The organism is Comamonas sp. UBA7528, from assembly GCF_002479375.1.
Classification (GTDB): domain Bacteria; phylum Pseudomonadota; class Gammaproteobacteria; order Burkholderiales; family Burkholderiaceae_C; genus Comamonas.
The window spans coordinates 326,324-338,425 of the sequence record NZ_DLMU01000008.1 but is presented as its reverse complement, the minus strand read 5'-3'; the positions used below and the strand labels follow the sequence as shown (position 1 = coordinate 338,425).

At 66.2% G+C, this 12,102-nt stretch carries 9 protein-coding genes; 6 read left to right on the top strand and 3 right to left on the bottom strand.

Going from position 1 to position 12,102, the window contains the following annotated elements; genetic code table 11:
• The first annotated feature begins 85 nt into the window (after positions 1 to 85).
• Entirely contained in the window at positions 86 to 1,147 is a 1,062-nt protein-coding gene (locus tag B3349_RS10550; RefSeq protein ID WP_291588554.1) for an NAD(P)-dependent alcohol dehydrogenase, read from the top strand.
• 164 nt (positions 1,148 to 1,311) lie between these two features.
• On the opposite strand, the gene parC is transcribed toward B3349_RS10550, so the two are convergent.
• From parC to B3349_RS10535, 3 genes are read right to left on the bottom strand one after another with little or no spacing between them, the layout of a single operon-like run.
• The gene (gene parC, locus B3349_RS10545; RefSeq protein WP_291588553.1) at positions 1,312 to 3,675 is read right to left on the bottom strand and encodes a DNA topoisomerase IV subunit A; all 2,364 of its coding nucleotides are present in this window, start codon (positions 3,673 to 3,675) and stop codon (positions 1,312 to 1,314) included.
• Positions 3,672 to 4,631, bottom strand: coding sequence for a lytic transglycosylase domain-containing protein (locus tag B3349_RS10540; RefSeq protein WP_291588552.1), 960 nt, complete (start codon positions 4,629 to 4,631; stop codon positions 3,672 to 3,674). The genes parC and B3349_RS10540 overlap by 4 nt, the downstream gene beginning before the upstream one ends.
• 9 nt (positions 4,632 to 4,640) lie before the next feature.
• Entirely contained in the window at positions 4,641 to 6,620 is a 1,980-nt protein-coding gene (locus B3349_RS10535; RefSeq protein WP_291588551.1) for a DNA topoisomerase IV subunit B, read from the bottom strand.
• A 232-nt stretch (positions 6,621 to 6,852) separates the two neighbouring features.
• Here B3349_RS10535 and B3349_RS10530 point away from each other — a divergent pair, with 232 nt between their 5' ends.
• From B3349_RS10530 to B3349_RS10510, 5 genes are all read left to right on the top strand, one after another.
• Positions 6,853 to 8,046 carry an MFS transporter gene (locus tag B3349_RS10530; RefSeq protein ID WP_291588660.1) on the top strand — a complete coding sequence of 398 codons (1,194 nt, stop codon included), beginning with the start codon at positions 6,853 to 6,855 and terminating at the stop codon, positions 8,044 to 8,046.
• A gap of 38 nt (positions 8,047 to 8,084) precedes the next feature.
• Positions 8,085 to 8,252: a hypothetical protein gene (locus B3349_RS10525; protein ID WP_291588550.1), complete on the top strand. Its 168-nt coding sequence runs from the start codon at positions 8,085 to 8,087 to the stop codon at positions 8,250 to 8,252.
• 42 nt (positions 8,253 to 8,294) lie between these two features.
• Positions 8,295 to 9,107 carry an SDR family oxidoreductase gene (locus B3349_RS10520; RefSeq protein ID WP_291588549.1) on the top strand — a complete coding sequence of 271 codons (813 nt, stop codon included), beginning with the start codon at positions 8,295 to 8,297 and terminating at the stop codon, positions 9,105 to 9,107.
• Positions 9,108 to 9,171: 64 nt separating this feature from the next.
• On the top strand, positions 9,172 to 9,744 hold the full coding sequence (locus B3349_RS10515) for a class I SAM-dependent methyltransferase (protein WP_291588548.1): 573 nt from the start codon (positions 9,172 to 9,174) through the stop codon (positions 9,742 to 9,744).
• Positions 9,745 to 9,957: 213 nt separating this feature from the next.
• On the top strand, positions 9,958 to 12,072 hold the full coding sequence (locus B3349_RS10510) for a DUF6630 family protein (protein WP_291588547.1): 2,115 nt from the start codon (positions 9,958 to 9,960) through the stop codon (positions 12,070 to 12,072).
• Positions 12,073 to 12,102: the final 30 nt, after the last annotated feature.

The window sequence follows — 12,102 nt, the reverse complement described above, 5'->3', positions numbered from 1 at the left end:
GCGCACAACGGCTGCCGCTGCCTTCCTCCTTTCCGCCTCTGCAGCGGCCAGCGCTTTCTTCCGACTTTTCCCACAGGACACCACCATGGTCATGCCCGTGCGCGGCTATGCCGCCCATTCCGCCACCTCTGCACTGGGGCTGTTCAGCTTTGTGCGCCGCGATCCACGCCCCAACGATGTGGCCATCGAGATCGAATTTGCCGGGGTCTGCCACTCCGACCTGCACACCGTGCGCGGTGACTGGGGCGTTCCACGCTACCCCGTGGTCCCCGGCCACGAAATCATTGGCCGCGTGACGGCCGTGGGCGCCGACGTGACGCGCTTTACCGTGGGCCAGCGCGTGGGCGTGGGCTGCATGGTCGACTCCTGCCAGCATTGCCCGGCCTGCGCCCAGGGGCTGGAGCAGTACTGCGAAAACGGCATGACCGGCACCTACAACGATGTGGACCGCCAGGACGGCACCGCCACCCAGGGGGGCTATTCGGAACGCATCGTGGTCTCCGAACAGTTTGTGGTGAACGTGCCCGAAAGCCTGGACCCTGCCGGCGCCGCCCCGCTGCTGTGCGCGGGCATCACCACCTGGTCGCCGCTGCGCCACTGGAAGGTGGGGCCCGGCAGCAAGGTGGCCGTGGTCGGCCTGGGCGGCCTGGGCCATATGGCGCTGAAGCTGGCCAAGGCCATGGGCGCCGAAGTGACGCTGTTCAGCCGCAGCCCGGGCAAGGAGGCCGATGCCCAGCGCCTGGGTGCCAGCCACGTGGTGATCTCCACCGATCCCGCGCAAATGAAAGCCGTGCGCGGCCAGTTCGATCTGATCATCGACACCGTGCCCTATGTGCACGAGCTCAACCCCTATGTCAGCACCCTGGCGGTGTCCGGCACGCTGGTGCTGGTGGGTTACCTCGGCCCTCTGGAAGAAATGCTCAACACCGCCCCCCTGGTGATGGGCCGCAAATCGGTGGCCGGATCGGTGATCGGGGGCATTGCCGAGACCCAAGAGATGCTGGACTTCTGCGGCCAGCACGGCATCACGGCCGATATCGAGCGCATCGATATCGGCAGCATTAACGACGCCTACGAACGCATGCTGAAAAGCGATGTGAAATACCGGTTTGTGATCGATATTGCCTCGTTCCAAAGCGCTGCGTGAGGCCACCCCACCACCCTGTGACGGCAGGGGCAGCCAGGCCATAGCTACTGGCGGCCCACAGCATCGGCCAGCCAGCCCATGCCCAGGGCACCTGCCCTGCCATCGGGACGCAAAAAAGCCAGCACGCAGCTGGCTTTTTTGCTGGGGGCACGGAACGTGCCGGCTTATTCCACCCGGAAGATGCCGCTGGGCTTGAAGGTCCAGCCTGCGGCCTTGCCCTTGCTGCCGCGTTTGCCGGCAGCGTTGTTCAGGCTGCGGATTTCCAGGGTTTCTTCCCGGTCCTTGCCGCCGCGTCCATTGCCGGTGATGCGCACGCTGCGGGTGTAGGCCGCCACGCCCACCAGGCTGGCCTTGTCGTCCAGCTTCATCAGCTGCAGGCCACGGCCGCCACTCATCAGCTTCAACTCGGACAGGGCGTAGGTCAGCACATGGCCATCACTGGACAGGCAGGCCACATGGGTGGCGGCCGGCGTCTCGGCACCGTCGGCCGTGGTGGCTGCAATGGCGGCCAGGCTGCTGGGCAGGCACAACGTCTCGCCGTCCTGCACCGTCACAAAGGACTTGCCCGCCTTGTTGCGGGCCACCATGGATTCCAGCTTGGCCACAAAGCCATAGCCGCCGGAGCTGGCCAGCAGCAACTGGCTGTCGGCGTTGCCTGCAAAGTAGGCAGTGATCTGGCTGCCGGATTCCAGGTCGATCATGGTGGTGACGGGTTGGCCGTCACCACGTCCGCCAGGCAGGCTGGAGACGGCCACGCTGTAGACACGGCCGTTGTCGCCAAACACGATCAGCTGGTCCACCGTGCGGCATTCGAACGTGCCCCACAGCTGGTCGCCGGATTTGAAGGTGAACACCGCGGCCTCGTGGCCATGGCCCTGGCGCGTGCGCACCCAGCCTTTTTCGGAGATGACCACGGTCACCGGCTCATCCACCACCTTGAGCTCGGCCACCACCTTCTTTTCGGCCTGGATCAGGGTGCGGCGGGCATCGCCAAACTCTTTGGCGTCGGCCTTGATTTCCTTGACCATCAGGCTGCGCAGCGCCTTGGAGTCCTGCAGGATTTCTTCCAGCCCCTGCTGCTCGCCGCGCAATGCGGCCAGTTCCTGCTCGATCTTGATGGCTTCCAGCCGTGCCAACTGGCGCAGGCGGATCTCCAGAATGTCTTCGGCCTGGCGTTCGGACAGCTGGAAGCGCTCCATCAGCGCCGGCTTGGGCTCGTCACTGGCACGGATGAGGGCAATCACCTCATCGATATTCAGCAGCACGGCCTGGCGGCCCTCCAGGATGTGGATGCGGTCCAGCACCTTGGCCAGGCGGTATTCGCTGCGGCGGGTGATGGTGGCCTGGCGGAAGTCGATCCACTCTTCCAGCATCTGGCGCAGCGGCTTCTGCACCGGTTTGCCATCCAGCCCAATGCAGGTCATGTTGATGGAGCTGGACGTTTCCAGGCTGGTGTGGGCGAGCAACGCCACCACCAGCTCGGCCTGCGGCACCTTGCCGGTCTTGGGCTCGAAAACGATGCGCACCGCTGCGTCTTTGCTGGACTCGTCGCGCACCCCGTCCAGCACCGCCAGCATGCTGGCCTTGAGCTGGTTCTGCTCCTGCGTCAGTGCCTTCTTGCCGGTCTTGACCTTGGGGTTGGTGATGTCCTCGATCTCTTCCAGCACTTTCTGCGTGCTCACGCCCGGAGGCAGCTCGTTGACCACCAACTGCCACTGGCCGCGCGCCAGCTCCTCGATCGTCCAGCGCGCGCGCACCTTCAGGCTGCCGCGGCCGCTGCGGTAGGCCTCGGCAATGTCGTGGCTGCTGCTGATGATCTGGCCACCACCGGGGTAATCGGGACCGGGAATCAGCGCAAACAGCTCCTCATCGGCCAGTGCGGGCTTCTTGATCAGCGCCACGCAGGCTTCGGCCACTTCCTGCAGGTTGTGGCTGGGAATTTCGGTGGCCAGACCCACGGCGATGCCGCTGGCGCCGTTGAGCAGCGAGAACGGCAGGCGCGCGGGCAACTGCTGGGGTTCTTCGGTGCTGCCGTCGTAGTTGGGCACGAAATCCACTGTGCCCTGATCGATCTCGTCCAGCAGCAAGCGCGTGATCTTGGACAACCGGGCTTCGGTGTACCGCATGGCTGCGGCACCGTCGCCGTCGCGGCTGCCGAAGTTGCCCTGACCGTCCACCAGCGGGTAGCGCTGGTTGAAATCCTGCGCCATGCGCACCAGCGCGTCGTAAGCGGACTGGTCTCCGTGGGGGTGGAAACGGCCCAGCACGTCACCCACCACGCGAGCGCTCTTGACCGGCTTGGCCGCGGTGTTGCCGGTGCTGCCGCCATAGGACAGGCCCATGCGGTCCATGGCGTACAGAATGCGGCGCTGTACGGGCTTGAGGCCATCGGCCACATCGGGCAGGGCCCGGCCCTTCACCACGGACAGGGCATATTCCAGGTAGGCGCGCTGGGCGTAGGCGCCCAGGTCCAGCGAGTCACCGCCCTCGGCGGGGGGTGCAAGGTCTAGCGTCAAATGGTCACTCATGGAAGAAAGTTCGGGGTAGTACTCAGGTCCGCAGCCGGCTGGTCGCCGCGCAACTCCATGCGCACCCGGCCTGTGCCGGGGACGGCCGCTTGGCGGCCACCGCGCGTGGCCACCGAAGCCGCCATGGAGGCGCCGGGCTGCAGCTGTTCGTACAGCGCCAGCACGGTGCGGACATAGTTTTGGGTTTCTTTGTACGGAGGAATCGCCTGGCCAAAACGTTTGACCGCGTTTTCCCCTGCGTTGTAAGCGGCCAGCGCCAGGTCCAGCCGGCCCGGGAACATGGCAATCAGGTACTTCAGGTAGCGGGCACCGGCCTGCAGATTGGTGGCGGGGTCGGTCAGCTTGTGGGCCACCGAGCGGCGCGCATCGGCGCGCACGCCAAAGCGCTCGGCCGTGGCCGGCAGCAGCTGCATCAGCCCCACGGCGCCCTTGGGCGAGACCACATCCACATCGAAGCCGGATTCGGTGGCGATCAAGGCCTTAAGCAACTCGCCATCCAGGCCAGCATTCTGCGCGGTGTGCTCCACATGGCGGCGCACCCGCTGGTACTGGGCCGAGGACGAGAAATACGCCGCCAGCTTGCTGGCCGATGCCACGGAAGCCGCGTCCACCTTCAGGCCCGAGCCGTTGCCCCTGTGCCGGGGCGTGCCATCGCGCTGCGAATCGAAATCATCGCCCTGGAAGAACAGGCGGTAGCGTTCGTCCAGCGGCTCGGCCGCAAAGTGGGTCACGCCCTGACCATCCACATAGGCCCAGATATCGGCCCGGGCCGCGCCGGGCAGCGCCAGCGCGGCAGCCGCCACCCCAAGGGTCAGCAGCAGCTGTCGATACCGGGCCCACCCCTGGCTCTTTGGGCTCAGCCCTCGTTCACCGCACAGGCGCAGTCCCGCCAGGCGTGCCGCGCGCTGCGGCCCTGCCCGAAAAGTCTGCAGCCATGCAATGAAAGACAGCGGCATGGCAGGGCCTCAGATGTCCAGATCCACCGCGTCGCCGTGCAGCTCCATCAGCTCACGGCGCGAGGCGGCCTCGCCCTTGCCCATCAAACGGGTCATCAGGTGCTCCGTCTCCTGCAGCGGCATGGTGTCGACCTGCACCGGCAGCAGGCGGCGCGTGTCGGGGTTGAGCGTGGTTTCCCACAGCTGCTCGGCGTTCATCTCGCCCAGGCCCTTGAAGCGGCTGATCTGGCATTTCTCGCGCGCCACACCTTCCTTGGCCGCTTTCTCCAGGATGGCGTTCAGCTCGCTTTCGTCCAGCGCATACACCTTGGCCGCAGGCTTCTTGCCGCGCGCCGGCACATCCACGCGGAACAGCGGCGGACGGGCGATGCAGACATGACCGGCATCCATCAGCTTGGGGAAATGCTTGAAGAACAGCGTCAGCAGCAGCACCTGGATATGGGAGCCGTCCACGTCCGCATCGGACAGGATGCAGATCTTGCCGTAGCGCAGGCCGGACAGATCCACCGTGTCATCGGGGCCATGCGGATCGACACCGATGGCCACCGAGATGTCGTGAATTTCGGTGTTGGCAAACAGGCGGTCGCGGTCCACTTCCCAGGTGTTGAGCACCTTGCCGCGCAGCGGCAGCACGGCCTGGGTCTCCTTGTCCCGTCCCATCTTGGCGGAGCCGCCGGCCGAGTCCCCTTCGACCAGGAACACCTCGTTGTGGGCCAGATCGCGGCTTTCGCAGTCGGTGAGCTTGCCGGGCAGCACGGCCACGCCGGAGCCCTTGCGCTTCTCCACCTTCTGGCCGGCGCGCTGGCGCGTCTGTGCGGCCTTGATGGCCAGTTCGGCCAGCTTCTTGCCGTGCTCCACATGCTCGTTCAGCCACAGCTCCAGCGCCGGGCGCACAAAGCCCGAGACCAGGCGCACGGCGTCGCGGGAATTCAGGCGCTCCTTGATCTGCCCCTGGAACTGGGGGTCAAGCACCTTGGCCGAGAGCACATAGCTGGCGCGGGCAAACACATCGTCTGGCATCAGCTTGACGCCCTTGGGCAGCAACGAATGCATGTCGATGAACGCCTTGACCGCCTGGAACAGGCCGTCGCGCAGGCCGCTGTCGTGCGTGCCGCCAGCGGTGGTGGGAATCAGGTTGACATAGCTCTCGCGCAGCGGTGCCCCTTCTTCGGTGAAGGCCACACACCAGGCCGCACCTTCGCCTTCGGCAAAGTTGTCGTTGTGCCGGTCGGCAAAGCCCTCTGCCTCGAACAGGGGAATGACGGGATCGCCCGTCAGGCTTTGCGCCAGGTAGTCGCGCAGGCCGCCCTTGTACTGCCAGCTTTGCGTGTCGCGGTTCTTGTCGTTGACCAGGGACACGCTCACGCCGGGCATCAGCACCGCCTTGCTGCGCAGCAGGTGCACCATCTCGCCCATGGGCAGGTTGGACGATTCAAAGTATTTGGCGTCCGGCCAGGCGCGCACGGTGGTGCCCTGCTTGCGCTCGCCGCTTTGCAGCGGGCGCACGGTCAGGTGCTCGACCACATCGCCACCAGCAAACACCAGATGGGCCACCTGGCCGTCACGGTGCACGGTGACTTCCAAACGGGTGGACAGTGCATTCGTCACCGACACGCCCACGCCGTGCAGACCGCCGGAGAAGCTGTAGGCGCCGCCCTGGCCCTTGTCGAACTTGCCGCCGGCATGCAGGCGGGTGAAGACCAGCTCCACCACGGGAGCGCCTTCTTCGGGGTGCAGACCAAAGGGAATGCCGCGGCCATCGTCTTCCACGCTGACCGAGCCATCGGTATGCAGCGAGACCTTGATGCGCTTGCCGTAGCCGGCCAGGGCTTCGTCGGCCGCGTTGTCGATCACCTCCTGCAGGAGGTGCAGGGGGTTGTCGGTGCGGGTGTACATGCCGGGGCGTTGCTTGACCGGCTCCAGGCCCTTGAGGACACGGATCGAACCTTCCGAATATTCGGGAATGGAAGTAGAGGGTTTGGCTGCCATGGGGGCGGATTGTAGTGCGCGCGCCAGCGCACAGCTGGATAAATAAACAGTTACCCCTGACGCCATTGCTTGCACATGCGCCAGCGCCGGGGCATTTCCGGGCACAACGCTAACACAGCAGGCTGTCGCGCCGGAGTCCATTCGCGAGGTGGGGCTGCCCCACAGGCAGGGGGTGAACTGGATACATTCCACAGCTATGCAAAACCAAAACAACACCTCCAACCGCCTGTCCATGCTGCAGGTGCTGCTGTGCGGGGGCGCAGTGGTCACCTTGTCCATGGGCATACGCCATGGCTTCGGCCTGTGGCTGCAGCCCATCACCCAGGAAATGGGCTGGACCCGCGAATCCTTTGCCCTGGCGATTGCCATCCAGAACCTGTCCTGGGGCGTGCTGGGCATTTTCGTGGGCATGATGGCCGACAAACTGGGCGCCTTCAAGGTGCTCATCGGCGGCGCCATCCTGTACGCGCTGGGCCTGGTGGGCATGGCCCTGTCGCCCTCCACCTTGCTGTTTGCACTCACGGCCGGGGTGCTGATCGGTGCGGCCCAGGCCGGCACCACCTATGCGGTGATCTATGGCGTGCTGGGCCGGCAGATTCCGCCCGACCGCCGCAGCTGGGCCATGGGCGTGACGGCCGCTGCCGGTTCGTTCGGCCAATTCTTCATGGTGCCGGTCGAAGGCGGGCTGATTGCGCAGTTCGGCTGGTCCAACGCGCTCCTGATCCTGGCGGTGATTGCCCTGGTGATTGCCGCCTTGGCCTTTGGCCTGCGCGAGCCCGGCTTTGGCCGCACGGCAGGTGCTGCGCCCCAGCGCGACCAGACCATCGGCCAGGCCCTGGCCGAAGCCTGGACCAACCCCAGCTTTGTGCTGCTGCTGTCGGGCTACTTTGTCTGCGGCTTTCAGGTGATGTTCATCGGCGTGCACATGCCCAGCTACCTGAAGGACTTTGGCATTGCGCCCCAGGTGGCCAGCTATTCCCTGGCGTTGGTGGGCCTGTTCAACATCTTCGGCACCTACATTGCCGGGAATCTGGGCCAGAAAATGCCCAAGCGCTACCTGCTGTCGGGTATCTACGGACTGCGCTCGGTGGTCATCATTGCCTTCCTGCTGGCCCCGCTGTCGCCCTGGTCGGTCTACCTCTTCTCGGCCGCCATGGGCTTTCTGTGGCTGTCCACCGTGCCGCTGACCAATGCCACCATCGCCCAGATCTTCGGTGTGCAGCATCTGTCCATGCTGGGCGGTTTTGTGTTCTGCAGCCACCAGGTGGGCAGCTTCCTGGGCGTGTGGCTGGGCGGCTACCTGTATGACCGCAACGGCAATTACGACATGGTCTGGTATCTGGCGATTGCGCTGGGCATTTTTGCCGCCGTCGTCAACCTGCCGGTGCGCGAGCAGGCCCTGGTGCGCAAGCCGGCCACCGCCTGATCGGTCTCGCACCGCCGTTCAGCGCTACCATCGCTGCCATGCACACCCCCAGCACCGCCCCGCCCTCTGTCCCGCCGCGGCTGCACGGCTGGCAGCGGGCGCTGGTCTGGGCGGCCATCGCCGCAGTGCTGACAGCAGTGTTTGCCCTGTATCTGCAGCCGGACTTCATGGTCACACTCGCCAACCAAGTCTGGGCCTGCTTCTGAGCCTGGGGGCAGCCCGCCCCGGCGGCATGGCCGGGAGGTCTCATGCCCCGCATTCTCATCACCGGTGCCTCTGACGGCATCGGCGCCGAAATGGCACTCCAGCTGGCACGGCACCACCAGCAGTCGCTGCAGCTCACGCTGGCTGCGCGCAACCTCGACAAACTGCAGGCCGTGGCGGACCAGTGCCAGGCCCACGGCGCCCAGTTGCTGGCCGTCCCCACCGATGTCTCCGACGAAACCGCCTGCCGCGCCCTGGTGGCACAGAGCGTGCAGCAGTTCGGCGGCCTGGACGTGCTGGTCAACAACGCGGGCGTATCGGCCCATGCCCTGTTCGAAGAAGTGAGTGCCGAGCACCTGGCCTGGTACGAGCAGTTGATGCGCACCAATTTCTGGGGCAGTGTGTGGTGCACCCATGCGGCCTTGCCGCACCTGAAAGCCTCGCACGGCAGCATCGTGGCCGTGTCCTCGCTGGCCGGGCTGGTGGGCGTGCCCGGGCGTACGGCCTACAGCGCCAGCAAGTTTGCCCAGGCCGGCTTTTTCGAAGCGCTGCGCGCCGAGTTGAAACCGGCCGACGTCAGCGTGACCACGGCCTACCCCGGCGTGGTGGACACCCGCATCCGTTACCACGGCTACAACGCCCAAGGCCAGGCCGCAGGCGTCAGCGGCCTGAAGGAAGAACATGCCATGCCCGTGGCCGAATGTGCACGGCTGATCCTGCAGGGCATGGAACGCCGCCAACGCGAGGTGGTCATGACACGCCAAGGGCGGCTGGGCCGCTGGGTCAAGCTGATCGCCCCGGGCGTGGTGGAACGCATGGCGCTGGCGGCCCTGCAGCGTCCGCTCGGCAGCCATTGACCCTGGTCAGTCCAGGCCGTCTGCACCACCCGGCCCCGAAACGCAGGCTGCTATAGTTTTCTACATGATCCACGCCACGTCACCTGCCTCCATACTCCCGCATGCCCAGCAAGCGCCCTCCCCCTGGATCGAGCGCTGGCGCCATCTGCTGCCTGCCGGTTGCAGCGTGCTGGATGTGGCCTGCGGCAGCGGCCGCCACCTGCGCTGGCTGGCTGCCAATGGTCACACCATGACCGGGGTGGACCGCGATGCGACCGCACTGGCCGCCCTGCCCGGTCTGGGCGAGCTGGTCTGCGCCGATATCGAAAACAGCCCCTGGCCGCTGCCAGGGCGGCAATTTGGCGCGGTGGTGGTCACCAATTACCTGTGGCGCCCCCTGTGGCCCCAGATCCTGGACAGCGTGGCGCCCGGCGGCGTGCTGCTGTATGAAACCTTCGGCCAGGGCAACGAGGCTTTTGGCAAGCCTTCACGCCCGGACTTTCTGCTGGCACCCGGCGAGCTGCTGCAGGTCTGCACCGGCTGGCAGGTGGTGGCCTACGAATGCGGGCAGCTGCGCCAGCCCGACCGCGTGGTGCAGCGCATCGCCGCCATCCGCCCGGCAGGTACCAGTGCGCTCCCCGCGCGGCTGACGCCGTAATCTGGTCACCCGGTCTTTCCAGCAGGCCGATGCCTTCAGCAATGGCCGCCTGTGGTCGCCATGGAGCCACACCCACGCCCTGACACACCAAGGTCTGCGGCCCAGGCACACCGCATGCCATGGCAAGGCTTCCTGGCCACTCCGCACCCATCCGGGGTAGCACGTTCGGCCCATGGAACTTCTCTCTACCCTTTTTCTGAATCACTGCACTCCATGCCCACCTACGCCCTGCTGCTGGCCCACGACGAATACCCCAGTTCCACCACCGCATGGCCGGCACGCCCGGGTGCATCGGGCAGCCCCTGCGACGGCTGGGCCGAATGGTTCGACCACACGCCACGGCTGTTCAGCCTGCTGATGGGCGATGCCCGCCACCTGCCCGCTCTGGTACCTTGCAGCGCCTACGGGGACAACGAAAGCCTGTCCGCCCTGGCAGCCCCCATGGACGGTGTGAAAGCCCGCTGGCAATGGCTGAAGACGCAGATGGAGCCATTGCCCGCGCATTGGCCTGACGCCCAGCGCCGGCAATGGCAGGACATCGACCAGGCCATCACCACCAGCACGCGCCGCTGGCTGCTGCTGGACTGCGCCACGCTGTGCCCGCACGAATTTGACGAGCCCGTGTACACCACCTTTTTGCAGGCCCAGCGTGATCAATGCCTGTTGTGGGACTGCAGCACCCCGGGCCTGCCCGAGGCGCTGCAGAGCCTGCTGCAATCGCCCGCCGCCCAGCTGGGCTGGTGGAGCCCTTCGGTGGTGGCACGCACCGAGCTGATCGAACGCGATACCACCGACGACTGGCCCGCCTGGCTGTCGGAGCACTATGAAGAGCGCTACCACGGCGCCTGGGAGGAAGAACTCGATGCCTACGTGGTGATGCCCAAGCTGCACCCGCGCACCGGACAGCCCTGCAAGACGGAGGAGGAGCGTGAACACTGGCCTGAGGGTCTGGTCACGCCCTACGGCCGCTGGCTGCTGCATCCGGATGCCGGGGCCCATGGCGCATTTGCCAGCGGCGGCTGCATCAACCTGGTCTACCCGCCGGAGCATCCAGGACAGGCCGAGCGCCGGGGCATCCAGGACGCCAATGGACTGTGGCTGCTCACCCCAGACCAAGGCTATCCCGAAGCCTGGGCGCTGACACCGCACCTGATCCAGACCCAAGCAGCCGACGGCAGCTATGCGTTGCTGCGCCTGTCCGACCAGGCAGAGCTGTACAGCGGCCTGAAAGAGATCGAACTCTCTCAGGATGATGGGCTCGTGCGTGCGCGCCGCAGCGACGACATCATGCTGGTGCTGGACGCCACCGGCCAGCCGCTGTTCGACAGCATCTATAGCCACGTGCTGAACTTCAACCCCAAAAACGGCCTGGCGGTGGCCTTCCAGCGCCAGCACCCAGGCGACCGCAACAGCCCATGGCGCGAAGGCGTGCTCCACCGCAGCGGTGTGTTGCGCGTGCCCTGCGCCTTTGCCCAGATCGAGCGCGGCTTCAACGATTCGCCCCCCAAAGTTTTCCCCGGCGGCAAGCTGCTGGCCTACAGCCCCGAAGGCCAGCCCCATGTCTTCAGCACCCAAGGCCAGCTGCTGTGTGCACCCGCCCTGTGGTGCCCACCACTGGCCCGCACCATCCAGAAGAACGCGCTGCTGGCCGGCATGGGCAGCGGCCCTGAAGCGGAGATGGGCTGGTTCTCTTTGAAAGACTTCAGCTTCGCGCCCACCGGCGAAACCTGGGGCGACATCACCGAGGCCCTGCGCCGCAACCTGGAAGGTGCTACCAACCCCGAAGTGCGCGTCCTGCGCCGCAGCGATCTGGTGGATGCCGAAGACACGGACTGGATGCAGGACGTGGCTCGCATGCTGTGCCTGGGCGATGCCGGCGCCGGCGATGCACTGGCCGAGCGCTGGCGCGAAGCGGTCGCCCGCCCGGACCCGGACGACTTTGGCAGGGACACCGAGGACCCGGATTTCGACCCCGACACCCTGGAGCTCTATGGCGACGACAATGACCTGACGCTGTACTGGCAACATCTGCTGGCCATTGCGCCGCAGTTTGCCCAATTGGACTGGAAGGATGCCGACGGTCTGGCCGGCAGCCAGTGGCTGCCCGGCACACGCGATTGGCAGTGGGACCGCGCCACCCAGGGGGACGGCATGCAGGATGGACTGGACAGCCTGGCCCAGCACCTGGGCACGCAGCAGTTGGCCTTGCTGCAGCTGCGCACCGACAGCGACTGCCTGCGCTTTGCCGTGGTGCGCCAGGACGATGCAGCCCATCTGCTGGAGCGGCTGTCCCAGGCCGCTGTCGGCGCCTGGGTGCACGAGGAGTGAAGGTGGAGCGGCCCTGCCGGGGATGCCTGC